We start from the raw sequence: 24624 nt of genomic DNA, 5'->3' as shown, positions 1-24624 counted from the left end.
AGGCGTTAAAAGTTATCAGATGCCCCCCTTATCAAGGGGGGATTAAGGGGGGATCGGCACCCCCCTTATTAAGGGGGGATTAAGGGGGGATCGGCACCCCCCTTATCAAGGGGGGCAGGGGGGATCGAACCTAAAATTCATTTTTAATTTAATTATAACCAGCTACTTACTAGGAGCGATCGATTCTCCAGACAAACCGCTATGATAGTATATCGCCCCATCCCCACAGCAATGGAACAGCGATGACCACTCAAGACTGGCCAAACCTACTGCAGCAACTACTCGATCAAAAATCCCTTTCCCTTAACCAAGCTGAAGAATTAATGACCGGATGGTTAAACGGCCAGATTCCGGAAGTTTTATCGGGGGCGATTTTAGCGGCTTTGCAAGCAAAAGGAGTCTCGGCCGCCGAATTAGCGGGAATGGCCGGAGTTTTACGGCAACAATCTCGCTTAGAAGACCCTAAACCCCATACCACTCCCGTTATCGATACCTGTGGCACCGGCGGTGACGGGGCTTCAACCTTTAATATTTCCACTGCTGTGGCTTTTGTGGCGGCCGCCGGGGGCGTAAAAGTGGCTAAACACGGCAATCGCTCGGCCTCCAGCAAGGTCGGTTCGGCCGATGTTCTAGAATATCTTGGGGTTAATTTGAGCGCCCCTAGCGAGAAAGTAGCGGCGGCTTTAGATGGGGTGGGAGTGACCTTTCTTTTTGCCCCCGGTTGGCATCCAGCCCTGAAAAGTGTGGCTAATCTCCGCAAAACCCTGAAAGTTCGCACGGTTTTTAATCTTCTGGGCCCTCTAGTTAATCCTCTCCGTCCCACAGGTCAAGTTATCGGGGTTTATGACCAGCAATTTCTCACCCCCATGGCCACAGCTTTGGCACAAATGGGAACCCCAAAGGCGATTATTGTTCACGGCCGGGAAAAACTCGACGAGGTAGGGTTAGGAGATCTGACCGATATGGCTTTATTAAATAATGGCGAGGTGATTTCTGCGGCGATCGATCCCTTGTCAATTGCTATCCCCAGAGCCAGTTTAAATGCCCTTAAAGGCGGGGAAGTGCCAGAAAATGCCGAAATCCTCAAAAATGTCCTGCAAGGGGGGGGAACGCCGGCTCAACGGGATGCTGTGGCGATTAATGCCTCTCTTGCCCTACAGGTGGCAGAAAAAGTCACTTTTGGCGACCATGCTGCCGGTTTCGCCCTCGCACGCGAGATTTTAGCCAGTGGGTTAGCTTGGCAAAAATTAGAGGAGTTGGTTAAGTTTCTCGCTTAAGAAAATTCAGAGGAGATAGGGTGATAGGGTTTTGGGGTGATAGGGTGATGAGACAGCTTCCCCACTTCCCCACACCCCACACCCCACTTCCCCACTTCCCTACTTCCCCACACCCCACACCCTCACTTCCCCACCTCCCCACTTCCCCACCTCCCCACCTCAATGCACTTACTGCATGATATAAATGCCTAAACACGATGGTTAGAGGATTTCTGTTACAAACAATACAAAATCACCCAAGTTAAAAAGAATTAAATAACAAATAGAGACTAGGTAAATTACTAAATTTTTGCTAATGACGACAGTATTTTACAGAATACTTATTGTTAAATCCGGATTTCTTCATTTCTAACCCGCACCAACTAGAACAATTACACCCACAAACCAGAAGGAGATAGATTCGTGGTACAAGCAGCTGAAAAAGATGGCACAACTCTCAATAAATTCGAGAAATTTAAAGCCGAGAAAGACGGATTAGCCATTAAAGATGAACTGGAGCATTTTGCCCAAATCGGTTGGGAAGCGATGGATAAAACCGATTTAGAACATCGCTTAAAATGGGTGGGAGTTTTTTATCGTCCCGTCACCCCGGGCAAATTCATGATGCGTTTGCGGGTTCCTAACGGCATTCTCAGCAGTGAGCAAATGCGCGTTTTAGGGGAAATCGTGCAGCGTTACGGCGATGATGGCAATGCCGACATTACTACTCGTCAGAACCTACAATTACGCGGTATTCGTATCGAAGATATTCCTGATATTTTCCAACGACTAAAATCCGTGGGTATGACTTCGGTACAATCGGGCATGGATAATGTCAGAAATATTACCGGTTCACCCATGGCGGGACTAGACGCAGATGAATTAATTGACACCAGGGAATTAGTCCAAAAAGTCCAAGATATGATTACCAACTACGGTCAAGGTAATTATCAATTCAGCAATCTGCCCCGCAAATTTAATATTGCCATCGAAGGGGGCCGGGATAACTCTGTTCATGCGGAAATTAACGATATTGCCTTTGTTCCTGCCTATAAAGAGGGAGAATTAGGCTTTAATGTCGTAGTAGGTGGCTTTTTCTCGGCTAAACGCTGTGAAGCGGCAATTCCCATGAATGTTTGGGTGAGACCGAATCAGGAGGTGGTGGATTTATGCCGAGGAATTTTGGAAGTTTACCGCGATAACGGATTGCGTGCCAATCGTCAAAAATCCCGTTTAATGTGGTTAATTGATGAGTGGGGAATTGAGGAATTCCGCACTCGGGTGGCTAATCACCTGGGTTATCCCTTAGCAACGGCAGCCGAAAAAGACGCTATTGACTGGGAAAAACGAGATCATTTAGGAGTTTTTCCCCAAAAACAGGAGGGATTGAGCTATATCGGTCTTTGTGTTCCCGTTGGTCGTCTATTTGCCGATGATATGTTCGATTTGGCCCGGATTGCCGAAGTGTATGGCAGCGGAGAATTACGTTTAACCGTGGAACAAAACGTGATTATTCCCAATATAGCGGCTGAAAATATGCCGACTCTTTTAACCGAGCCTTTACTGGCTAAGTTTACCCCCAATCCCACTCCTTTACAACGAGCGCTCGTTTCCTGTACGGGGGCGCAATTCTGCAATTTTGCCCTGATTGAAACCAAAAATAAGGCTGTGGACTTGATTAGTCAGTTAGATGCTGAATTAAATATCCCCCGGGGTGTGCGGATCCATTGGACTGGTTGCCCTAACTCCTGCGGACAACCCCAAGTGGCCGATATCGGTTTGATGGGGACAAAAGCACGCAAAGACGGCAAAACCGTGGAGGGAGTTGACCTCTACATGGGGGGTAAAGTGGGTAAAGATGCTCACCTGGGAAGCTGTGTACAAAAAGGGATTCCCTGTGAAGATCTAAAATCGCTGTTAACCTCTATCCTCATCGAACAATTTGGGGCGACACCGAAAGGTTAATTAACAAGTTTCTCGATACGCTGGGGGGTTTATCCCCTCTTTTTTTTCTGTATCTCTGTTGGGTGAAATTGGCAAACCTCTTGCTATATTAGGAGGCAGATAGGAGCAGGAAAATTCCTATATATTTTCCTTCCAGATGGGAATCGTTACTTAGCTTTAAATTGAGCTTGTTTGCGAAGTAATTCCCCGATGGTTAAATTGGGTTGAGGTCGGCCATTAAAAACCGTTCCTACCTCAAATTTTTGCAACTGTACCCGTGCCAAATGATAGGCCTCATCGGGTAGGGGAATATAACCAATACTATCTAATAAATTGGGAACTCGATCGAGATAATGTTCGACAAATTTCTCTAAAGCGGGATTCTCTTGGGCTTTTTGGGCATTAACATAAATAAACAAAGGACGAGATAAAGGCTGATATTTACTATCCTCGACATTGCCGCGAGTTGGTTCAATACCGTTAACTTTTAAAGCTTTTAATTTATCCCGATTTTGTTCATAGTAAGCATGGCCAAAATAGCCTAAAGCGTTGGCATCTTGACTGACGGCATTAACTAAAGCTTGGTCATCTTCACTAAAATTAAAGTCCCCACGACTGGCATCTTTAGTGTTAATTACATCACTAAAAAAATCGTAGGTTCCAGAGTCTTTACCTGGTCCGTGAAGGGTAATCGGTTGGTCGGGCCAAGCGGGATTAATTTGATTCCAACGTTTGATTTTATTCTCGGCCGCTGGTTCCCAAATAGTTCTTAATTCTGTGGTGGAAATATCATCAACCCAGTTATTTTGGGGATTAACTACCACGGTTAAAGCATCAAAAGCGATCGGTAGTTCGATAAATCTTACCTTATTAGCATCACATTCTTTTAATTCTTCCACAGAAATTGGCCGAGAAGCATTATTAATATCTGTTTCTCCCGCACAAAATTTTCTAAAACCGCCGCCGGTTCCTGAAATATTAGCGTCAACTTTAACATCAGCCAAAACTTTGTTAGGGGTATTAGCTTTAAAATCTTCGAGAACTTTATCGGTAATTGGCGCTACGGTACTCGAACCATCGATTTTAATTGGTTTTAGGTCTTGAGTGGAAATATTGGCACAAGCGGGTAAAATGAGGGCAGTACCCAGGACAATTGCCACTACTTTGGTGGGACGAGATAGCTGAGTAAAAATTTCTAGCATAGGTGTCAAAAGGAGAAAGTAAAAACGGATATTGGGGAGACTTTTCAGTTATCAGTGGGGAAGTGGGAAGAAAAAAGCTGGGGGATGATGGATAAAAACCTTAATCTTTTCTTTGTTGTTTTTACGTCACTATAATGGTAGGGAAAGAAAAAACCCCTATTTAGACAGGAAAAGTTAGCGGCTTTACCCGCGACTTAAAACTAATGTTCAGTCAAAATAGATAGTAAAAGAAGTTGAGATTTTTGTCTAGTTATCGAGAAAATTTTTCTTGACAATACATTACGTTCTTTTATTCACTTCTTAACCTATTCTTTACCAAGCAGTGGTAACTTTTAGCGTAAAATTTAAGGCAGTTTACGGATCAAAATTAATCCTATGCCCAGCAGAAACAGGACCAATTTACTAACAGCCTTATCCCTAGCGACTCTAACAGCGACTTTAACCGCTTGTGGTGGCGGCGATACGGCGGGAACCAGCGGAGAGGGAAGCAATAGAATCTCCCAGGTTCCTCTGCAAGGAGAGGTCGCCCTCAATGGTGCGGGCGCTTCTTTTCCTGCACCCCTATATCAAAACTGGTTTGTCACCATTAATCAACTATTTTCCAAACTACTAATTAACTATCAATCTACCGGTAGCGGGGCGGGAGTCGAACAATTTATCCAAGGTACGATCGATTTTGGCGCTTCCGATGTGGCCATGAGTGACGAGGATATGGCCAGAGTTAGCCGCGGGGTTTTACTGCTACCGATGACGGCGGGAAGCATCGTTATGGCTTATAATTTGCCAGGAGTAGAAGGGCTGAAACTAAGTAGGGAAGCCTATGTAGGCATCTTTTTAGGCACGATTACCCGTTGGAACGATACCAAAATTGCCGCCGATAACCCCGATTTAAAACTACCCGATGAAGAAATTACCGTAGTTCACCGGGCAGACGGTAGCGGAACAACGGGAGTTTTTACCAAGTTTTTAAGCGCCGTTAGTCCCGAATGGAAAAAAAGCATCGGTGAAGGAAAAGCCGTACAATGGCCGACCAAAAAAGGTAAATTTCTCGGCGGTAGAGGAAATGAAGGTGTAACTGCCCTAATTCAACAAAATCAAGGCTCGATTGGCTATATCGAGTACGGTTTCGCTAAAAATAATAACCTGCCGATGGCCGCTCTACAAAACCAGGCGGGTAAATTTGTCATTCCCGATGAAACCAACGCCGCTGCTACCCTCGCTAACGTTGAACTGCCTGAAAATTTACGCGCTTTTATCGTCGATCCGCCGGGGGAAAATTCCTATCCCATCGTCACCTATACCTGGATGTTGGTTTATAAAAAATACAACGATCCCCAAAAAGCTTTAGCTATGGAGGCGATGATTGAATTTGGACTCAATCAGGGACAGGAACAGTCCGCCGCCCTTGGTTATATTCCCCTACCGAAAAACGTTCGGGAACGAGTAGCCGCCGCTGCCGATGTCATCTATCCCGATTACACGATCAAGGTGGATTAGTCGCCGAAAAAATGTATTCAAAGTTACAATAATAGTGGAGAAAGGCCAATTTCGACCTTAGCTACCGCAAACTAGCTGGATTTAAACCCTAATCATGAGTGCGCCCACAGTTTCACCCGACTCAAATTTTAAAGAACGTCCAGAATCGGAAAAAATCCTCGATAAAGGCTTTGTTGGATTAACCACCGCCTTTGCCATCGCTATTGGGCTGATTTTGCTCCTAATTGCCCTAGTTATTTTTATTCGGGCTTTACCGGCGATTCAAACCTTTGGTCTGGGATTTTTGACCAGTAGTGCTTGGAATCCCGTGCGCGGTCGGGAAGAATTCGGAGTTCTGCCCGTTATCTACGGAACTCTCGTTAGTTCTCTGATTGCCCTCCTGATTGCCGTTCCCCTCGGTATCGGTTCAGCCATTTTTTTAAGCGAAGATTTTATTCCCTTAAATGCGCGGACAATTTTGGTTTTTCTCGTACAACTTTTGGCCGCTATTCCCAGTGTTGTTTACGGATTATGGGGTATCTTTGTATTGATTCCTATCCTCAGACCCCTTGGTAACTGGTTAAATGCTAATTTTAGTTGGATTCCTCTGTTTAGTACTCCTTTAGGGGGTCCTGGAATGTTACCGGCGGGGGTTATTTTAGCAATTATGATCCTGCCGATTATTATCGCTATCTCTCGTGACTCTTTGGCCGCTTTACCGCCGGATTTGCGACAAGCTTCCCTAGGTTTGGGGGCCACCCGTTGGGAAACGATTTTTCGAGTCTTAATTCCTGCCGCTTTTTCCGGGATTGTCGGGGGGATTATGTTAGCTTTAGGGCGTGCTTTAGGGGAAACCATGGCAGTAACGATGATTATCGGCAATTCTAACCGCATTAGTGCCTCTATTCTCGCCCCCGCTAACACGATCGCTTCCTTATTGGCTAACCAATTCGCCGAAGCATCGGGAATGCAAGTATCGGCACTCATGTATGCGGGTTTTGTTCTCTTGGTTTTGACCCTAGTAGTCAATATCTTCGCAGAATTAATCGTTAATCGCGTCAAAGCTAAGTATTAAGCCATCTTTTAACTGATATGGATAGTGCGAATTTAGGCAATAATCTCAAAAAGAAACCGAGTAGTCCTCGATCGCTATTGGGGACAATTATGACCGTTCTCTCGGCTTTATGTTTAGCTGTCACCGTGATTCCCCTCTTTGCCGTCCTAGGCTTTGTTTTTGTGCAAGGGGTGGGTCGTTTAAACGCTAATCTCTTTACTAAATTACCGCCACCGCCGGGGTTAGGAGGAGGAGGCATCGCTAACGCCATTTTAGGCACAATTATCGTCGTTGCCCTAGCCACAGCGATCGCAGTTCCCATCGGCGTTTTAGCGGCGGTTTATCTCTCGGAATTTAGCGGTGATAACAAACTTGCCCAGGGTGTGCGCTTTGCTACCAACGTTTTAGCGGGTGTCCCTTCGATTATTGTCGGGGTTTTCGCCTACGGTTTGCTAGTTGCCCCCTTATTTGGCGAAGGAACAGCCCTTTTAGGCTTTTCTGCCCTTGCCGGTTCGATCGGTTTAGCGGTGTTAATGTTACCCACTATTATTAGAACCACCGATGAGGCTTTAAAAATCGTTCCCCAAGACATCCGCTGGGCGGCCATGGGTTTAGGGGCCTATAACTACCAAACCGTCCTAAAAATCGTCCTTCCTGCTGCTGTTCCCGCTATTTTAACCGGTGTGACTTTAGCAATTGCTAGGGCTGCTGGAGAAACGGCCTCTTTAATTTTTACGGCATTATTCTCTAACTTTTGGCCTCGGGGTGTCTTTGAACCGATTGCCACCCTTTCGGTCCTAGTTTTCAACTTTGCTACTGCCCCTTTTGCCCCTCAACAGCAATTAGCTTGGGCAGGTGCTTTAATTCTCGTGCTTTTGGTGTTGGTAACTAACATTTTATCCCGTTTAGCCACGCGCCAGAAAACCTATTAAGTCAGGGAAAAAGTGAAAAGCAAAAAGGGATATTTAAGTAAAAATCTATCTATCTTTGCAATTCCTCAATTATCCAAATTCAAGGTAAATAATTTATGCTAACTAATCGCACTACCCAATCAACCGCAACCGTTTTAAAGGTGGATAAGGCTAATATTTACTATGGTAATTATCGAGCAGTGCGGGACGTTTCGATCGATATTCCCAAAAATAGAGTCACCGCTTTTATCGGACCCTCTGGCTGTGGAAAAAGTACCATTCTCAGGTGTTTTAATCGTCTCAATGATTTAATTCACGGTTTTCGTATTGACGGCAAAGTTTTTTATCATAACCAAGATATTTACTCTCAAGAGGTAGATCCGGTCGAAGTAAGAAAATACATCGGTATGGTGTTCCAGCGCCCTAATCCTTTTCCCAAATCCATTTATGATAATGTGGTTTACGGAGCGCGATTAAATGGTTATAAAGGTGATTTAGATGAATTAGTAGAAACTTCCTTGCGTCGAGCAGCTCTCTGGGAAGAAGTAAAAGATAAACTGAAAGAAAGCGGTTTTTCCCTATCTGGGGGACAACAACAAAGATTATGTATTGCTCGCGCTATTGCCGCTCAACCAGAAGTATTATTAATGGATGAACCCTGTTCGGCACTGGATCCAATTTCAACTTTAAAAGTTGAGGAATTAATGCACGAGTTAAAAGAACGTTATACAATTATTATTGTTACTCACAATATGCAACAAGCCACCAGAGTAGCAGATTTAACGGCTTTTTATAACGCTGAAGCCACCGATAAAGGTGGCAAAATTGGTTATCTAGTCGAGTTTGATCATACGGACAAAATCTTCAGTGATCCTCAAGAACAAGCAACTAAAGATTATGTTAGTGGACGTTTTGGCTAAATCCAGTTATCAGTTATCAGTTATCAGCTTTTTTCTTCCCTCTCCCTTTTCCCTTTTCCCTTTTCCCCAACACCTATTCCTTTGAAAATTATGTATAGTAAAGATGTTGTTACCGATGCGGTTTTGAGAACCAAAAACTTAAACGTTTACTATGGTTCTAATCTCGCTGTTCGTGATGTTAACCTTGATATTCCTGAGAAAAAAGCGATCGCTTTTATTGGTCCCTCTGGCTGCGGAAAAAGTACGGTTTTGCGCTGTTTTAATCGCATGAATGATCTGGTTAAAAGTGCCAAAATTGAAGGAAAAGTTACCTTTCGCGGTCAAGATATTTATGGTAATTCCGTTAATCCTATCGGGTTACGCAGTCGCATCGGTATGGTTTTTCAGAAACCGAATCCTTTCCCTAAATCTATCTATGAAAATATCGCTTTTGGGGCGCGATTAAATGGTTACATCGGCGATATGGATCAATTAGTGGAAGAATCTTTAAAAAAAGCCGTTCTCTGGGATGATGTTAAAGATAAACTCAAGGAAAGTGGTTTAGCTTTATCGGGGGGACAACAACAAAGGTTATGTATTGCTCGCGCTATTGCGGTTAAACCGGAAGTTGTTTTAATGGATGAACCCTGTGCGGCACTCGATCCAATTTCTACCCTAAAAATTGAGGAATTAATTCACGAATTGAAAACCCAATATACTATAGTTATTGTCACCCACAATATGCAACAAGCGTCGCGGGTTTCTGATTTAACGGCTTTTTATAATGCTGAACCGACCCCAAAAGGTGGTAAAGTGGGTTATTTAGTGGAATATGATCGCACCGAGGTTATCTTTCAAAATCCCGCTCAAGAGTCCACTAGAGATTATGTTAGCGGTCGTTTTGGTTAAAGTATTAATAATTAATCGTTATTTACGACTCAGGGATAGATTAATTTTTTCCATCTGGAATGATTGAAAAACGATTAACTTAACTGATTGCAAAAACGTTGTCTAAGTCTAAGGCAGTAGCGAGGGTAATATAATCTAATTGTGCTGGTATTTTTCCCCGTTGTTGACCTTCTTCTCTACCTTCTTTTATTGCTTCTTGATAGACTTTAGTTTGTTTGAGATGGCTAATACTAAATATGGCTTCAAAAAATAAGCTTACTAACATTAAGCACCCCCACAGTAATGCCAAGAATTCATCGCTTTAAAATACTGTTGAGTTCTATAGTTTAACACACTATAAATTTTACCTCGTTCATCACCCGGTGGACAATCATCTGGCACTTGAGTTAAACAGAGTTTTACTTTATCGCCGGGTAAAGCTGTTTTTAAAGCTGGAACTTCATCAATTTTCACATAGAAAAACAGAACAACTCCGTTGGTTAGAACCACAACTGCTTCTGCATCAGCTTCGTCATCAAATCCGGTGGTTATTTCTTGGATAAAAGTGTTAGAACAATAATTAATACGAGTGGGAGGTGGTGCGGCAAGAACTCTGGCAGTAAGAAGTAAATATAATAAAGTAAATCTAATAGTTTGTTGAAGATTTTTCATGACAAAATTTTCTAGATAAAACTAAACTCAAACTCAAACTCAAACCTTTTCTGTTATTATGGGAATAGGGCTAATTTTGCAATCGCTTATGTTCTTCTTCTGGCAAGAATTTTGACCTTGAGTTACTAACAGTTTCTCGACCGTGAGACATAATAATCCTCATGTTCCGTGATTGATCCCCGATAATTAAAATAGTCCCTTAACGACTACTATTGGCAAGGGACAGATAAAAAGCGCTAAAGGGATTGTAACCGATGACGGATGAAAGATTAGAACGGATCGAGAGCATACTACAGGCTACCGTTGTCCTCACGCAACAGAATCGAGAAGATATAGCACAGCTAACCCGTGAAGTTAGGACAATAGCAGGGAGTCTTGAACGAACCAACGAGTGCTTAAATCAATTTATCACTCAAGCTGAGAGCGATCAACAGTTTTTCCGCAACGAAGTCACCGGCATCCGTACAGAAGTTAAGCGAATCGTAGAGCATCTTTTCGGACAATCCCCAGATCAGGAGTAAAGATCAGCCAACGGGTATATATTAGCCAAATCACCAGCCAAAAGCTTGATCAACCCTAATTAATTCTTTATACAACGCTGATCAATGCGTCTTCTCAAGAAAAGGGAAGCAAACTCAAGTATTTTAGCTTTATTCCCACGGCATAAATAAAAGTTGATAGGGTGAGTCAATCTCACCCCATTTTAACCGTCTAAAACTTGGCTTTCTGGCGCAGCAATTCGGCTAAAGTCACATCGAATTTTGAGTGTCCCCCAAAAACTCCGCCAATTCAAAAATGAAAAGCATCAACCTCAAGAGTTGACAAAGAAAGGCTCATCAGTATGCGGCAGCCCAAAAAGATTGTATTCTGCACTAACAAGAACAAGATTAACCTATAACTTACTCTAGTACAGTCAAAGCTGATCGCTTGAAGCCATTAAAACTATCCAGGGTGCAGGAGTTGAACCTGCCTAGCACGAATTATGAGTTCGTTGCCTCAACCGCTCGGCCAACCCTGGGTTATACTATTAACTCATTATAGATCGGTAATCACTCCGAACGTGAAAATCCAGCCCCACCAAGATGAAAAAATTTGCAATCAGTACCTCCTTGCAGTTAGGACTCCTTTTGATGGTAGCCATGGTAGCCGCCGGCTTCGGTAGCGGTTGGGTAGCCTATCAATTGGGAATCGCCTCCCTGAAGGGAGTCAGTCAACCGGATATCAACCCCGCTAAAAAGTTTACCAACGATCGCACCAGTTATGGTCGCAATCAAACTTTTATCCCCGTGAAAGAAGAAGAAGTAATTAAAAGAGTGAGAGTTTATATGCAACAACAGAAAAACAAACCGCAATCAAAGGATGAAACCAAAGGATAGGCTTTAAAAAAGGCGAATTTTGCCTTTTCGCTATGGATAATCAGGATTTATTGACTCGTTTAATTTTAGTCTTTTTACTAATCGTCCTCAATGCTTTTTTCGTAGCGGCGGAATTTTCGCTTGTGTCTGTCCGTCGTACCCGCATCAGTCAGCTAGTGGCTGCGGGAGATGTGCCAGCGCAGACGGTCCAATCTCTACAAAGAAGTCTCGATCGCTTACTTTCCACTACCCAATTAGGCATCACCCTTTCTAGTTTAGCTTTAGGTTGGATCGGGGAGAGTACCATGACCGTTTTTGTGAAGAAATTACTGAGTTTTTTACCCTTTTCTTTAAACTGGCAAAATCTTCTCTCCCATGGGTTCTCTCTTTGTTTAGCTTTTTTAATCGTGGCCTATCTCCAGATAGTTTTTGGGGAACTTTATCCCAAATCCCTAGCTTTAATTTATGCCGAACCGATGGCGCGATTATTAGCGGCACCTATTGGGGTTATTTCCAGGATTTTTAAGCCTTTTATCGGTATTCTCAACCAATCAACTCGTTTTTTATTGGTTTTAACCCGTATTCCCGAAGTGGATCTACATCGTTCTAGTCGGGTAACTTCCGAGGAATTACAATTAATTATCAGCATGGAAGGGGAATTAACGGGATTAGAAGCGGCGGAAAGGAAAATTTTAAATAATGTTTTCCAGTTTGGCGAAATCACTGCCTCAGAAATTATGGTTCCCCATAACCGTTTAATAGCTATTCCCTCGACTGCCACTTTTCAGGAATTATTGCTACAAGTAGTTAACAGCGGCTATTCTTGTTATCCTGTGGAAGGAGATTCCAGCGATGATATCCGTGGTCTGATCGATTTTAAAGATTTAGCTTTACCCCTTGCCGAAGGTCAGTTAAATTTAACAACCCCGATTAAAATTTGGTTGAAACCTGTGCGTTTTTTCCCCGAAACCACTCCCTTAAATGAATTACTAACAGTGATGCGGGAATCATCCTTAAAGATGGTTATCATTGTGGATGAATTTGGCAGAACAGCCGGTTTATTAACCCTGAAAGATTTAATCGGTGAGATTCTGGGAACTTTTTCCCCTAGGGATCAATCGGGAACAGTAGAATATCAAATCCTCGATGAATCGACTTTTCTCGTACAAGCACAAATGAATTTAGAGGACGTGAACAAAGCATTAAATTTAAGCTTACCCTTGGCCGATGAATACCAAACCCTAGCCGGTTTTGTCCTCCATCATTGGCAAAAAATACCGAGGGTGGGAGAACAACTATATTACCAAAATTTAGAATTTACCATCATTTCTAAGGTCGGCCCTCGCCTGGAACAAATTAAGATTTATCGTCAACAACCATCCTAAGTATATAAACAAGAAATAACTTTTCTCATTTATCCTTCTTGCTTGATTGTTAATCGAGTCAATAGCTGCCCACTCCTGTCACCATGAAACACCTTTTGACAATCCTCCCCCTCAGCTTGGGATTAATTGCCCTCACCCCCGCAAATTTGCCCCTAGAACGTTTTGAAATCTCACAATTGGGAACATCTACGGGATACGATGAACGACTGCTAACGGACAAAAAAAACCTACTACAAGCGATCGATCATAGTTTACGTTATCTGAATAGCTCGGCAGCAATCCGCGCCTATCAAAATTATCCTATTCCTGAAATAACTCGTCAGCGAGTGCAGCGTTCCTTAGTACGTTTTCGTCAATTAGTGCAGAATTATCCCACTCCCGCAGCTCTACAAAAGGCAGTTAAAAAAGAATTTATTTGGTATCGTTCTTTGGGTAATGATAGCCAGGGAAATGTTAAATTTACTGGTTATTTTGAGCCAATTTATCAAGCAAGTCGGCAAAAAAACGCCGAGTATAAATATCCTCTCTATCGCCGACCTGCTAACTTTTCTCGCTGGTCTAAACCCCATCCAGCTAGGGTAGAATTAGAGGGAAAAGATGGTTTACTGGGGGAAAATAGCCGTCTAGCGGGATACGAATTAGTCTGGTTAAAAGATCGCTTAGAAGCTTATTTAGTTCATGTGCAAGGTTCGGCGAAATTACGTTTACCTAATGGTCAAATTATGAGCATTGGTTTTGATGGCAACACCGAGCATCCCTACACAAGTCTGGGAAAAGAAATGATTGCCGATGGTATTTTTCCCGCCGAGGGTTTAACCTTACCAATTGTTTTGGATTTTCTCAGAAGTAATCCTGAGCAATTAAAGAATTATATCCCCCGCAATAATCGGTTTATTTTCTTTCGAGAAACCCACGGTGCGCCTCCCACTGGTAGTATTGGAGTTCCAGTTTTACCAGAAAGATCGATCGCTACAGATAAAAGTATTTTTCCCCCCGGTGCTTTAGCAGTAATTGAGACAGAAATTCCCCAGGGAAATCTTAATAAAAAATTAGTGAGTCGCTATGTTCTCGATCAAGATACTGGCAGCGCGATTAAAGGTGCCGGCAGGGTAGATATTTTTATGGGAACAGGAAAAAATGCTGGCGAGCGAGCCGGTTTAATTAATACTCCGGGTCAATTATATTATTTATTATTGAGGGAATAGGAAATAGTATAGGTAGAATTAAGATAGACTTCGCGAAATCAGTTATTATACTTAAGTGAGAATATTAAAAATAGAATGATGGAAAAAAACAGAAATATAGATTGGTCGGATTGTGGTCCAATTACTTTAGTAGTCGTGCAGCCGACTTCTTTTTGTAATCTCAATTGTGATTACTGTTATTTACCCGATCGCCATTTAAAAAATACCCTATCCTTAGATTTAATCGAGCCGATTTTTCAGAGGGTTTTTAGTAGTCGTTTTCTCCAAAATGATTTTACCATTTGCTGGCACGCCGGCGAACCCTTAGCAGTTCCCATCAGTTTTTATGAAAGTGCCTTTGCTAAAATTGCGGAAGTTAGCGAGAAATATAATCAGCAGGGTTACTGTTTTCGTCATTCAGTACAAACTAACGCCACTTATATTAACGATGCTTGGTGTCAATTATTTAAAAAGCATGATGTTTATGTGGGAGTCAGTCTTGATGGACCGGCTTTTATTCACGATATCCACCGGCAAAACCGCAAGGGAACTGGCAGTCATGCTGCTACAATGCGGGGGATTTCTTTCTTGCAAAAACATGAAATTGATGTCAGTATCATCGCTGTTTTAACAGAAGATTCCCTCGACTATCCCGACGAAATTTTTAACTTTTTTTGGGATCATGGTCTTACCGATGTGGCTTTTAATATGGAAGAAACTGAGGGTATTCATTCACAATCTTCCTTAGATAAATTAGGTATTGAACAACGTTATCGCCAGTTTATTGTCAGATTTTGGGAGTTAGTCACGGCCAAACAAGGAGAATTTAAGCTGCGAGAATTTGAATCGATCTGTAGTTTGATTTATACGGATGAACGCTTAGAAAATACCGATATGAATCGACCTTTTATGATTGTCAATTTTGATAATCAAGGTAATTTTTCCACCTTTGATCCGGAATTACTATCGATTAAAACCCAACCCTACGGTGATTTTATCTTTGGTAATGTTTTGACCGATTCTCTGGAATCTATCTGTGAAACTGAGAAATTTCAACAAATTTACGCTGATATGCGCGGTGGAGTCGATTTATGTCGCCAAAAATGCGATTATTTTGGGGTTTGTGGGGGGGGGGCCGGTAGTAACAAATATTGGGAAAATGGCACTTTCAACTCCACAGATACTAAAGCCTGTTTATACCGGATTAAGTGTATCACCGATATCGTTCTCGATCGCCTAGAAAATTTATTAGAAGTTTAAAGATTTTTTTAGCTATCAGTTATCAGTAATCAGTAAACTGATAACTGTTTACTAATAACTTATGAAAAAAACTTGATCTAAATACCATTTTTGCAAAGTAATGGCATGGTATTATTCTTCTTCTAAACTTAATCCTAACGCCTGTAAGCGTTCCGCTAGTCGATCCGCACGTTTCTGTTCTTTATCAGCGCGTTTCTGTTCTTTATCAGCACGTTTCTTTTCTTTATCGGCGCGTTTCTTTTCTTGACGCATTTGAGACTCTAACTCAACAGTTGTTAAAAATTTCTCTCCATCGGGACGATACAATTCTAAACTAGATTTATCCCAGATAAAACGCATACCTAAGCGGGGACTTATCCAGTCATTGATGGGGATAATTTCTCTTAAATTTTCTCCCTGTCTTTGCCATCCTTGTAAACGACAGCGCATCGGGTTATATAAATAGTATTCTTCTACACCATAGGTGTCATAAAACTCTAATTTTCGACTCATTTCTGCTTTTGTATTCTTCGGTGATAGAATTTCAAAAACTACTTGAGGAGCGATATTTTCTTCCTGCCATTGACGATAGGAACCCCTCCGTCCTTTGGGACGGCCAAAGGCTACCATCACATCGGGAGCAACCGGTGAAACCAAAGTAGAACGCAGAGGATACCAGAGTAAATCTCCGGCAATAAACACCTTAGGGTCATCGGCAAATATAATCTCTAAATTCTCCTTAATTTTAACAATCCACTCATATTGTTCGGTATTATCTGCCATCGGTTGACCATCGCTATCGGGGAAAAGAAGATCGTCGTCAATATCAAGATAACTAACCATTGTCTTTTAATTTTAATAGATGGTTGTTTTCTGATTGTAGCAAGATAATTATGAATGATGAATTATGAATTATGAATTATGAATTGGGGAGTGGGGAGAATGGGGTAATGGGGGAGTGGGGGAGAGGGGGAGAGGGGAGGAGGGAGAAAAAAGCTGATGGCTGACAAAAGGTCTTAAGCTGCGGTTATATCTAGTAGAGTCTATATTTATCAAAAAGTTAATTGACTAGAATCTATAAAGGCGTTAGGATTGATGGTGACAAATAGTTGTTATTGAGAAGAGGATAAGAACTTGATACAGGCAACCCTGCACCAGTTAAGGGTTTTCGAGGCTACCGCTCGACACAGTAGCTTTACCAAGGCGGCCGAGGAGTTATTTATCACTCAACCTACCGTCTCAACCCAAGTCAAACAACTCACAAAAGCCGTGGGTTTACCGCTATTCGAGCAAATTGGCAAACGTTTATTTTTAACCGAAGCGGGTCAGGAATTACTGTTCACCTGTCAAGAGATTTTTAATAAATTGGACAACTTTCAGATGAAAGTGGCCGATATTAAGGGAACTAGACAGGGAAAACTGACTTTAGGCGTAATTACTACCGCTAAATACTTTGTGCCGCGATTACTGGGGGCATTCTGTCAACAGTATCCCGGTATTGACATTGCCCTGCAAGTGACTAATCATCAGAAACTGCAAGAGCGAATGTCAAACAACGAGGATGACCTCTATATTCTCAGTCAACCGCCGGAAGAAGTGGAACTTTGTTCTCAGTCTTTTCTGGAAAATCCTCTAGTGGTGGTGGCGCGACGAGATCATCCTTTGGTGGGACAGAAAAATCTCCCCCTTGAGTGCCTCAACCAGCAACCTTTTATTATGCGCGAATCGGGATCTGGAACCCGCCAAGCGGTACAAAAATTATTTAATCTCCACGATATTAAAGTTAGGGTGCGCTTGGAATTAGGCAGTAACGAGGCGATTAAACAGGCTATTTCTGGCGGTTTGGGAATATCGGTACTATCTAAGCATACTCTCATCTCGGAAGGGGAAAACGGAGAATTAGCCATCCTCGACGTGGAACAGTTTCCAATTCAGCGCAATTGGTACGTTTGTTACCTGGCCGGAAAACAACTTTCCGTGATTGCCGATGCTTTTTTAAAATACCTGCTGGAGGCTAGTCAAACCATCCCGATTCATGCCCCGTTAAAAAATGGCCACAGCCTATTAGTGACCCATTAAACCTTAAACTTTAATTCAGGATCATTTTTCTTCTTGAGGTGGTTATATGTTCGAGTCCTTCAGCCAGACTATCTGGTTGGTACCTCTTTATGCCTTTGCGGGCGCACTTCTCGCCCTACCCTGGTCTCCCGGTATTATCCGGCAAACTGGCCCGCGACCGGCTGGTTATCTGAACTTGATCATGACCTGCTGGGCTTTTTTGCATAGCCTTTTTGCTTTGCTCGCCGTTTGGGGTCGTCCGCCCCAATCTATAGCATTTAATTGGCTAAATGCCGCAGATTTAAGCATATCTTTAGATGTGCAGATTTCGGCCGTTAATATCGGGGCTTTACTGCTAATTACCGGCTTAAACCTCGCTGCGCAGGTATATGCGATCGCCTATCTGGAAATGGATTGGGGTTGGGCAAGGTTTTATTCTCTCGTCGCTCTCTTTGAAGGGGGTATGTGCGCCCTCGTTATCTGTAATTCGCTATTTTTCAGCTATTGTGTGCTAGAAGTTCTCACCCTCGGCACTTATCTGCTGATTGGTTTCTGGTTTAATCAATCTCTGGTGGTAACGGGGGCGCGGGATGCTTTTCTAACCAAACGGATTGGCGATTTAATCCTCTTGATGGGAGTGGTGGCCCTTTTACCCCTGGCGGGAACCTGGAACTTTGACCAATTGGCAGAATGGGCGGCTACAGCCAATTTAAACCCCAATGTGGCTAATTTACTCTGTTTAGCCCTGATTGCCGGTCCAATGGGCAAATGCGCTCAATTTCCCCTGCATTTATGGCTAGATGAGGCCATGGAAGGACCGATGCCAGCGACAATTCTGCGGAATACCGTCGTCGTTTCCACTGGCGCTTGGTTATTGGTGAAATTAGAGCCGGTGCTACAATTATCGCCCTTAACCTTACAGGTGATGATCATTGTTGGCTCTGTTACTGCCATCGGTGCGGGGTTAATTGCGATCGCCCAGATCGATGTCAAGCGCTCCCTTTCCTATTCCGTCAGCGCCTACATGGGACTGATTTTTATCGCTGTTGCCACTGGACAAACGGAAACCGCTTTAGTGTTACTCTTTACATACGCGATCGCTATGTCCCTGTTAGTCATGGTGGTGGGTAACATCGTTTGGAATAATATCAGCCAAGATTTAAGCCAATACGGCGGTTTATGGTCTCGTCGTCCCGTTTCTGGTATTTGTTATCTCGTCGGTGCCGCTAGTTTAGTCGCACTGCCTCCCTTTGGCGGTTTTTGGTCATTGGCCCGCATGGGCGATCGCCTCGCAGAAATCAGTGGTTTACTGTTATTAGTGCTATTGTTGGTCAATGCCTTAACTGCCTTTAGTGTCACTAGAGAATTTTGCGTTTTCTTTGGCGGTAAAATCAAACCGATGACCCTGCGCTCTCCAGAAGCTCTTTGGCCCTTAGTTATCCCCATGACTGTGACCATGGGTTTCGCCCTTCATCTGCCGATTTTATTGGCGCAATGGCATTTATTACCAAGTAACTTAAATCTGGGAGTGGCTTTTCTCTTGGTGCTTTCCACTGCTGGGGGCGTAATTCCGGCAGCCTATATTTATCTGAATGAAAATATCTCCAAACCGATCGTTTTTCAACCGAAAGCCCTTCAAGATTTCTTTGCCAACGACCTTTATACAGCCAAATTGTATAAAGTCACCATCGTTTTTGTCGTCGGATTAATTTCGCAAATTATTAACTGGATCGATACCTTTCTGGTGGATGGGATCGTTAATCTGGTGGGATTAGCCACGGTTTTTGGTGGTCAGAGTTTGAAATATAACGTCTCGGGCCAGACCCAATTTTACTTTCTGTCGATTATTTTGGGGGTCGCTTTGATCGGTATTATCATCTGCTGGCCCCTACTATCACAAATTTCTCTAGTTTTCAGTTAAAGATTTGATAACTTAGGCTTTTCTTTAGCATCCCCGGCCCTGACAATAGGATTTGTCCTGATTAATGGAAACAATTACCTATGTTCAATACCTCTCGTCGCCAATTAATCCGTTATGGGGGTGGTTTTTTGGGAACCGGTCTAGCCGCCACTGTTTTGGGTTCTCAGTTGTCCAAAACTAACGCCCAAACCGCCGTTAATTCCCAGCCATGGCTAACGGCTCAAAATAAAGGATTGAACCCAGACCAGGCCTTAACTATGCTCATGGAAGGCAATCAACGTTTCTGGGAACGAAGACAAAAAAGTCCTAACCGCGATCAAACTCGGCTCACAGAAGTGGCCGAAAGTCAAGCCCCTTTTGCGGCAATTTTGGGCTGTGCCGATTCTCGCGTGCCGGCAGAAATTGTTTTTGATCGCGGATTAGGAGATCTATTTGTTTGTCGGGTAGCGGGAAATTTAGCCACTTCCGAAGAAATTGGTAGCCTCGAATTCGGCACGTTGGTGTTAGGAGCCAAGGTAATTGTTGTCCTTGGTCATTCTCGTTGTGGAGCGGTAAAAGCCACCATTGAAGGGGGTCGTTTCCCCGGACAAATCGGTCGTTTAATCGATGGCCTACAGGTGGGAGTTGATCGGGCTGAAAAACAACCCGGTTCCAACAAACTTGAGCGAGCCATTAAATCCAATGTTGTCTATCAAGTAGAGAAATTAGGCAAGTCCCCAGTCATGGGTGATTTAGTAGATAAAAAACAATTAAAAATTGTTGGAGCCTACTACGATCTCGATACCGGCAAAGTGAGTTTAATTTAGTCAATTCTAGATTAGTCATCGTGTCGGTTGGCTAATCCTTTTCTCATCCCAGTCATTATAAATTCGATCGATACCAATATGCTCAGTACCCTGCTTTGGTTGCCAATAATTGGAGCAATTATCGTCGGTCTTTTCCCCGATAAATTTGCCCCAGCAAAATTACGTCAAATTACCCTCTTTTTTGTTGCCGCCGTCTTCTTGTGGTCTTTATATCTGCTGACCCAATATAACTTAACCAGTAATGGCTTTCAATTTTCTGAATACCGCGAATGGGCAAAACCAATCGGTTTAAGTTATAACCTCGGAGTCGATGGTTTGTCCTTACCGTTAATTATTTTAAGCTGTTTCTTGACAGGAATAGCTATCTATAGTAGCGAAGAAAAAATAGAGCGTCCCCGACTTTATTACATCCTAATCCTCCTGATTAACGCCGGGGTTTCTGGGGCATTAATGGCCAAAAACCTGCTGCTGTTCATCGTTTTCTATGAACTAGAATTAATCCCCTTTTATCTGATGATTGCTATCTGGGGAGGCGAAAAACGTGGCTATGCTTCGATTAAATTTCTTCTCTATACTGCTGTCTCTGGGTTATTAGTCCTAGCGGCATTTTTAGGTATAGGTTTCCTCAATGGTGGTACTTTTGACTACTCCTCCCTCTCCACCGCCGATTTCTCCCAAAAAACCCAATTACTGCTCTTAACTCTGCTGTTAGTGGGATTTGGCATCAAAATCCCCCTCGTACCTCTCCATACTTGGCTACCGGATGCCTATACGGAAGCTTCCCCCGCTACAGCAATTTTATTAGGTGGTATCCTCGCTAAACTCGGTACTTATGGCTTAGTTCGCTTTGGTCTGCAATTATTCCCGGAAACTTGGTCTTTAATCGCCCCCGGACTGGCAATTGTCGGCGTTATTAGCGTTATTTACGGGGCATTGAGCGCTATTGCCCAAAAAGACATTAAACGCATGGTGGCCTACAGTTCGATCGGTCACATGGGCTATATACTGGTAGCAGCCGCCGCCGGCACGGGTTTAAGCGTCCTTGGTGCCGTCGCGCAAATGATTAGCCATGGTCTCATTCTCGCCCTCTTATTCTATCTGGTGGGCATCGTCGAACGCAAAGCCGGAACTAGAGATTTAGACGTTTTAAACGGTTTAATGAACCCAATTCGCGGTTTACCCCTGGTTAGCGCTCTATTAATTCTCGCCGGTATGGCCAGTGCTGGTATCCCCGGATTAGTGGGATTTGTGGCGGAATTTATCGTTTTTCAGGGTAGTTTCTCCCGTTTTCCCGTGCAGACGGTTCTCTGTATCATCGCTTCCGGTTTAACGGCGGTTTACTTTGTTATCCTGCTTAATCGCACCTGTTTTGGCAAATTGGATAATAAACTTGCCTACTATCCCAAAGTCCTGAAATCGGAAACTATTCCCGCTTTTGTCCTAATGGTATTAATCGTCTTTTTAGGTATTCAACCCAATTATTTAGTCCGTTGGATTGAACCCACCACTAACTCGATGGTTGCCAGCTTATCGGGGGAAGCAAAACCTAGTTTTGTCTTCAAAAAATCTCCGCAAAAGTCCTCAAAAACCAACTGGTTGAATCGGGGTAAATTTTTGAGTAATAGTTAGTTATCCCTTGCTGTTTCCGAATTATTGTAACCGCTGCTAATTACTTTACCTAAAACTATGACTGGGACATTAATCAAAGCCAAAATTCCCCCTTCTAATCACGAATTCGCCGACATTATCCATCGTTTAGAAGCGGGTGGATCCATGTTGCCGGATACTCCCGAAAACCTGATGCAAATTATCGGCATTTATAAAGCTTATGCCGTGCCAATGGATTTTTATTGGCGAGATCTGCTCTACATTGCCGAACGAGTTTTCCTCGATCCTTTGCCCTTTTTTAAATATTTTCTACCCCAAGAATACCTAGACCTACAAAATCATTACGCTGGCGATAATGCCGATTTACGCATCTGGCGCGGTACGGGTTCCGCTCACCCTGAATTGTTAGAATTCATGGATAAAGGTAAAACCAGAAAAATGCCCAGATTAATCCATCATCTTTGGCATGACCGCGTTAATATGGAATTTGCTGAAGCTTGTATGCAAGCCATGTTATGGCATGGCCGCGATATGGGTTGGGGTTTATTTGATGCCTATCTCGATTCAGAAGAATATCGCCAAAATGCCGACCGCGCTATTAAGGCCTATTTCAAGAAAAATCCCGTCATGATGAAACTTTATGACCTGTTCCCCGATATGTTTTTGGAACAGGTGCGGATGATGTCCTACTACTCTAATTTAGGACTATTCTGGGAAGTGATGGCCCCGGTATTTTTCGAGATGTCTGATATCTACGATGAAGGCGGGTTTAAAGGTGTTCCCGATGCCATGAATTTCCTCGTTAATGGTATTTTTGCCATCGCTGGCCGGCCGATTTATCATCATGTTTATATTGATGGTCAATGCTACGAAATTATCCCCAAATCAAAGGCTTTTACTTGGCTTTATGAAGCGGCTTTACCCTATGTGGAAGCGGTCTTTTATCGTACTGCTCCCTTCCGGGGTACAAAGTCCTATAATGCCCAAGCAAAACAGGTTCCTGACGAACAAAAAGACTTTCACTATGGCATTCTTTATGCGGATGTTTTCCCCGTGGGTACTGCGGGAATTCCTCCCACTTTGTTAATGGATGATATGTATCATTTTTTACCCCAATATCTGATCGATTACTATCAGCAACAATGCCGGGGGGAAGATGATATTTTGATTCAATTGGGGATTAGTTTCCAGCGATCAATGTATAATGTTACTTCAGCAGTTATTCAAGCTCTACGCACTGCTTTACTCTATCCCCTCGACGATCCTAATCCCAAACATTTACTGAAAAATCGTCAATTCTTTGAGGCACAAATGGACAGATTTAAACGCCCCGAAGCGCGTCTTAGAGATATCCAAAGTCCTAATTATCGTTGAGGTTTTTTGGTTACTTTTCTGGTGGGTTTATAGCCCACCTTTTTTTGATTATGAGATAACCGACACCCAACCTCAAAAAAGATGACCACTTCTTCCATCATCGATAATTAATACTAAATCTGGGTATTAAAAACTGATTATTTATTCCCCTTTTTGCATGAGTGCATGAGTAGAAAACGGGTTTCTCGGAGAAACCCGTTTTCTGTGCGTTACTCAGCGGATTTAGTATGAGTTGTTATACCAATTCTCCAAAGTCTGACTACAGAAATTTAATCCCCCTAAATCCCCCTTAAAAAGGGTGACTTAAATTCGATGTGTAGTTTTCATTTAGAGAAATGGTATTATTTGTCTGTTTTAGGTTTTAATTTAGAGCAGATTTATGGTTCTTCGGTTTGTCTTATGCAACGTACAGGTTTATAAGGCATGAAACTCTTATAGAGAAAGACATTTGGCGATTTTTGTTAATTGTTTTCGAGCTAGAGCGAACTAATCAATTAAATCTCTTGCCATAAGGATTTAGTCGATTTATGCCCCCCTATCGAACCATAACAAGTAACGAAGAGCCAGATTTATCAAGAGGGTTGCTCTTAAGCTTGGAGCCAACTTCTCAAGATATTAATTACTACTGGAGTGAAAGGTTCCATTTGATCTTGCTGAGGTTGTGATAGGTCATCGATTAATATATTTAATATTTCATCATCCTCTAAGCCGTCATCTGGATTTATGCCATTTTCCCATAATAAAACATTAGACAACCGCTTCCGTTTTTCGATCAAAGCACGGTTATTTTTTTCATGGTCACCCAAATTTAAAACTCGAATCGTCACAGCTGCCCGATCGCTCAATCCTTCTACCCGACCACTAATTTTGAATCGCAGTTCTGTTTCACATTCTGTCATCAGGGGAGTTAGGGGTAGGTGTTGAGATTTATGTGCATCACCGCATTGATTAGGGGTATTACAACTAGCAACAATATTTGAAAAGTCGAGCGTACGTTTAGGATTTAGCTTTTGAGCTTCTATATGCTCATTATGGCAAGCATTAATGTTTTCGATTCGCTGGCAGCAATAGGCACAAAGATAAAACTGCTCATTAAGAGCATAGTCTCGAATCTTTGCCCGAACGACTTTCCCTTCTTCTGTTTTATCTAAATCATCGTATGCCCCATAAGGGTTCTTCCTCTTCCAAGCTGTTAAACAACAAGGTTCAGCCCCTTTACTAATGGTTCGCATAAGGTTCAGCCCCTTTACTAATAGACCTCTTGCATAAATCCGAAAACAAACGATAGAAACAATAATGGGAGGGACTTTCAGTTAATTATTTATTAGTAGTTGATAATCTTCAAAAATGTTGCTGTACAAGGATCGACTTAAGACTTTTGCAAGAGGTCTA

Annotated in this window: 22 protein-coding genes and 1 tRNA gene; 17 read left to right on the top strand and 6 right to left on the bottom strand. The window is 42.8% G+C overall.

The features are described from left to right. Positions 1–242 precede the first annotated feature (242 nt). Together trpD and ACOCD9_RS06815 are read left to right on the top strand one after the other, a co-directional pair. Positions 243–1277: an anthranilate phosphoribosyltransferase gene (gene trpD / locus ACOCD9_RS06820; protein WP_419546856.1), complete on the top strand. Its 1035-nt coding sequence runs from the start codon at positions 243–245 to the stop codon at positions 1275–1277. 402 nt (positions 1278–1679) lie between these two features. After that, a complete protein-coding gene (locus ACOCD9_RS06815) occupies positions 1680–3221 on the top strand; it encodes a ferredoxin--nitrite reductase (protein ID WP_419546854.1) in 1542 nt (513 codons plus the stop codon). A gap of 146 nt (positions 3222–3367) precedes the next feature. On the opposite strand, the gene ACOCD9_RS06810 is transcribed toward ACOCD9_RS06815, so the two are convergent. Then, on the bottom strand, positions 3368–4402 hold the full coding sequence (locus tag ACOCD9_RS06810; RefSeq protein ID WP_419546852.1) for a PstS family phosphate ABC transporter substrate-binding protein: 1035 nt from the start codon (positions 4400–4402) through the stop codon (positions 3368–3370). A 375-nt stretch (positions 4403–4777) separates the two neighbouring features. Between ACOCD9_RS06810 and pstS the strand changes: the two genes are divergently transcribed. From pstS to pstB (ACOCD9_RS06785), 5 genes are all read left to right on the top strand, one after another. Further along, positions 4778–5899: a phosphate ABC transporter substrate-binding protein PstS gene (gene pstS / locus ACOCD9_RS06805; RefSeq protein ID WP_419546851.1), complete on the top strand. Its 1122-nt coding sequence runs from the start codon at positions 4778–4780 to the stop codon at positions 5897–5899. Between the two features lie 94 nt (positions 5900–5993). Next, complete coding sequence (gene pstC, locus ACOCD9_RS06800) at positions 5994–6953, top strand: phosphate ABC transporter permease subunit PstC (protein ID WP_045359649.1); 960 nt, start codon at positions 5994–5996, stop codon at positions 6951–6953. A gap of 17 nt (positions 6954–6970) precedes the next feature. Beyond that, entirely contained in the window at positions 6971–7864 is an 894-nt protein-coding gene (gene pstA, locus ACOCD9_RS06795) for a phosphate ABC transporter permease PstA (RefSeq protein ID WP_002749314.1), read from the top strand. Between the two features lie 95 nt (positions 7865–7959). Then, positions 7960–8763 (top strand): phosphate ABC transporter ATP-binding protein PstB, encoded by an 804-nt coding sequence (pstB, locus tag ACOCD9_RS06790; RefSeq protein WP_287700510.1) that lies wholly within the window; start codon positions 7960–7962, stop codon positions 8761–8763. Between the two features lie 90 nt (positions 8764–8853). Beyond that, positions 8854–9651, top strand: coding sequence for a phosphate ABC transporter ATP-binding protein PstB (gene pstB / locus ACOCD9_RS06785; protein WP_149976845.1), 798 nt, complete (start codon positions 8854–8856; stop codon positions 9649–9651). Between the two features lie 79 nt (positions 9652–9730). Here the strand turns inward: pstB (ACOCD9_RS06785) and ACOCD9_RS06780 are convergent, their stop codons facing one another. Together ACOCD9_RS06780 and ACOCD9_RS06775 are read right to left on the bottom strand one after the other, a co-directional pair. Then, positions 9731–9916 (bottom strand): hypothetical protein, encoded by a 186-nt coding sequence (locus ACOCD9_RS06780; RefSeq protein ID WP_287700514.1) that lies wholly within the window; start codon positions 9914–9916, stop codon positions 9731–9733. Then, on the bottom strand, positions 9916–10302 hold the full coding sequence (locus ACOCD9_RS06775) for a hypothetical protein (protein ID WP_287700516.1): 387 nt from the start codon (positions 10300–10302) through the stop codon (positions 9916–9918). Before ACOCD9_RS06775 ends, ACOCD9_RS06780 begins: the two co-directional genes overlap by 1 nt. Positions 10303–10556: 254 nt before the next feature. Between ACOCD9_RS06775 and ACOCD9_RS06770 the strand changes: the two genes are divergently transcribed. Beyond that, a complete protein-coding gene (locus ACOCD9_RS06770) occupies positions 10557–10823 on the top strand; it encodes a hypothetical protein (RefSeq protein WP_287700518.1) in 267 nt (88 codons plus the stop codon). Positions 10824–11247: 424 nt separating this feature from the next. On the opposite strand, the gene ACOCD9_RS06765 is transcribed toward ACOCD9_RS06770, so the two are convergent. Further along, positions 11248–11320, bottom strand: a tRNA-Ile gene (locus ACOCD9_RS06765). 64 nt (positions 11321–11384) lie between these two features. Between ACOCD9_RS06765 and ACOCD9_RS06760 the strand changes: the two genes are divergently transcribed. From ACOCD9_RS06760 to grrM, 4 genes are all read left to right on the top strand, one after another. Further along, on the top strand, positions 11385–11678 hold the full coding sequence (locus ACOCD9_RS06760) for a hypothetical protein (RefSeq protein WP_045361837.1): 294 nt from the start codon (positions 11385–11387) through the stop codon (positions 11676–11678). 32 nt (positions 11679–11710) lie between these two features. Continuing rightward, a complete protein-coding gene (locus ACOCD9_RS06755; protein ID WP_419546847.1) occupies positions 11711–13042 on the top strand; it encodes a hemolysin family protein in 1332 nt (443 codons plus the stop codon). Positions 13043–13125: 83 nt separating this feature from the next. Beyond that, on the top strand, positions 13126–14247 hold the full coding sequence (locus ACOCD9_RS06750; RefSeq protein ID WP_287700522.1) for a murein transglycosylase A: 1122 nt from the start codon (positions 13126–13128) through the stop codon (positions 14245–14247). A 78-nt stretch (positions 14248–14325) separates the two neighbouring features. After that, a complete protein-coding gene (grrM, locus tag ACOCD9_RS06745; protein ID WP_419546845.1) occupies positions 14326–15486 on the top strand; it encodes a cyclophane-forming radical SAM/SPASM peptide maturase GrrM/OscB in 1161 nt (386 codons plus the stop codon). A gap of 111 nt (positions 15487–15597) precedes the next feature. On the opposite strand, the gene ACOCD9_RS06740 is transcribed toward grrM, so the two are convergent. Beyond that, on the bottom strand, positions 15598–16308 hold the full coding sequence (locus tag ACOCD9_RS06740; RefSeq protein WP_287700524.1) for a Uma2 family endonuclease: 711 nt from the start codon (positions 16306–16308) through the stop codon (positions 15598–15600). A 291-nt stretch (positions 16309–16599) separates the two neighbouring features. Here ACOCD9_RS06740 and ACOCD9_RS06735 point away from each other — a divergent pair, with 291 nt between their 5' ends. The 5 genes from ACOCD9_RS06735 (at position 16600) to ACOCD9_RS06715 (ending at position 23232) form a co-directional block, all read left to right on the top strand. Then, the gene (locus ACOCD9_RS06735; protein ID WP_104396428.1) at positions 16600–17544 is read left to right on the top strand and encodes a LysR family transcriptional regulator; all 945 of its coding nucleotides are present in this window, start codon (positions 16600–16602) and stop codon (positions 17542–17544) included. A gap of 46 nt (positions 17545–17590) precedes the next feature. Continuing rightward, on the top strand, positions 17591–19444 hold the full coding sequence (locus tag ACOCD9_RS06730) for an NAD(P)H-quinone oxidoreductase subunit F (protein ID WP_419546844.1): 1854 nt from the start codon (positions 17591–17593) through the stop codon (positions 19442–19444). An 80-nt stretch (positions 19445–19524) separates the two neighbouring features. After that, a complete protein-coding gene (locus ACOCD9_RS06725) occupies positions 19525–20250 on the top strand; it encodes a carbonic anhydrase (RefSeq protein WP_419546843.1) in 726 nt (241 codons plus the stop codon). A 78-nt stretch (positions 20251–20328) separates the two neighbouring features. After that, a complete protein-coding gene (locus ACOCD9_RS06720; protein WP_409876734.1) occupies positions 20329–21879 on the top strand; it encodes an NADH-quinone oxidoreductase subunit M in 1551 nt (516 codons plus the stop codon). 57 nt (positions 21880–21936) lie between these two features. After that, positions 21937–23232: a CO2 hydration protein gene (locus ACOCD9_RS06715; protein ID WP_287700533.1), complete on the top strand. Its 1296-nt coding sequence runs from the start codon at positions 21937–21939 to the stop codon at positions 23230–23232. A 587-nt stretch (positions 23233–23819) separates the two neighbouring features. Here ACOCD9_RS06715 and ACOCD9_RS06710 read toward each other — a convergent pair. Continuing rightward, on the bottom strand, positions 23820–24464 hold the full coding sequence (locus ACOCD9_RS06710) for a TIGR02646 family protein (protein WP_419546842.1): 645 nt from the start codon (positions 24462–24464) through the stop codon (positions 23820–23822). Between the last annotated feature and the right edge of the window lie 160 nt (positions 24465–24624).

The organism is Microcystis sp. (assembly GCF_048564745.1).
Lineage (GTDB): Bacteria > Cyanobacteriota > Cyanobacteriia > Cyanobacteriales > Microcystaceae > Microcystis > Microcystis ichthyoblabe_A.
The sequence above is the reverse complement of the archived record's forward strand: the minus strand, read 5'-3'. Positions and strand labels throughout refer to the sequence as shown.

Bases quoted from the DNA above. Each gene is read 5' to 3' on its own strand.
- trpD (WP_419546856.1), top strand. From the start codon at position 243: ATGACCACTCAAGACTGGCCAAACCTACTGCAGCAACTACTCGATCAA.
- ACOCD9_RS06810 (WP_419546852.1), bottom strand. From the start codon at position 4,402: ATGCTAGAAATTTTTACTCAGCTATCTCGTCCCACCAAAGTAGTGGCA.
- pstS (WP_419546851.1), top strand. From the start codon at position 4,778: ATGCCCAGCAGAAACAGGACCAATTTACTAACAGCCTTATCCCTAGCG.
- pstC (WP_045359649.1), top strand. From the start codon at position 5,994: ATGAGTGCGCCCACAGTTTCACCCGACTCAAATTTTAAAGAACGTCCA.
- pstA (WP_002749314.1), top strand. From the start codon at position 6,971: ATGGATAGTGCGAATTTAGGCAATAATCTCAAAAAGAAACCGAGTAGT.
- pstB (WP_287700510.1), top strand. From the start codon at position 7,960: ATGCTAACTAATCGCACTACCCAATCAACCGCAACCGTTTTAAAGGTG.
- pstB (WP_149976845.1), top strand. From the start codon at position 8,854: ATGTATAGTAAAGATGTTGTTACCGATGCGGTTTTGAGAACCAAAAAC.
- ACOCD9_RS06780 (WP_287700514.1), bottom strand. From the start codon at position 9,916: ATGTTAGTAAGCTTATTTTTTGAAGCCATATTTAGTATTAGCCATCTC.
- ACOCD9_RS06775 (WP_287700516.1), bottom strand. From the start codon at position 10,302: ATGAAAAATCTTCAACAAACTATTAGATTTACTTTATTATATTTACTT.
- ACOCD9_RS06770 (WP_287700518.1), top strand. From the start codon at position 10,557: ATGACGGATGAAAGATTAGAACGGATCGAGAGCATACTACAGGCTACC.
- ACOCD9_RS06760 (WP_045361837.1), top strand. From the start codon at position 11,385: ATGAAAAAATTTGCAATCAGTACCTCCTTGCAGTTAGGACTCCTTTTG.
- ACOCD9_RS06755 (WP_419546847.1), top strand. From the start codon at position 11,711: ATGGATAATCAGGATTTATTGACTCGTTTAATTTTAGTCTTTTTACTA.
- ACOCD9_RS06750 (WP_287700522.1), top strand. From the start codon at position 13,126: ATGAAACACCTTTTGACAATCCTCCCCCTCAGCTTGGGATTAATTGCC.
- grrM (WP_419546845.1), top strand. From the start codon at position 14,326: ATGGAAAAAAACAGAAATATAGATTGGTCGGATTGTGGTCCAATTACT.
- ACOCD9_RS06740 (WP_287700524.1), bottom strand. From the start codon at position 16,308: ATGGTTAGTTATCTTGATATTGACGACGATCTTCTTTTCCCCGATAGC.
- ACOCD9_RS06730 (WP_419546844.1), top strand. From the start codon at position 17,591: ATGTTCGAGTCCTTCAGCCAGACTATCTGGTTGGTACCTCTTTATGCC.
- ACOCD9_RS06725 (WP_419546843.1), top strand. From the start codon at position 19,525: ATGTTCAATACCTCTCGTCGCCAATTAATCCGTTATGGGGGTGGTTTT.
- ACOCD9_RS06720 (WP_409876734.1), top strand. From the start codon at position 20,329: ATGCTCAGTACCCTGCTTTGGTTGCCAATAATTGGAGCAATTATCGTC.
- ACOCD9_RS06715 (WP_287700533.1), top strand. From the start codon at position 21,937: ATGACTGGGACATTAATCAAAGCCAAAATTCCCCCTTCTAATCACGAA.
- ACOCD9_RS06710 (WP_419546842.1), bottom strand. From the start codon at position 24,464: ATGCGAACCATTAGTAAAGGGGCTGAACCTTGTTGTTTAACAGCTTGG.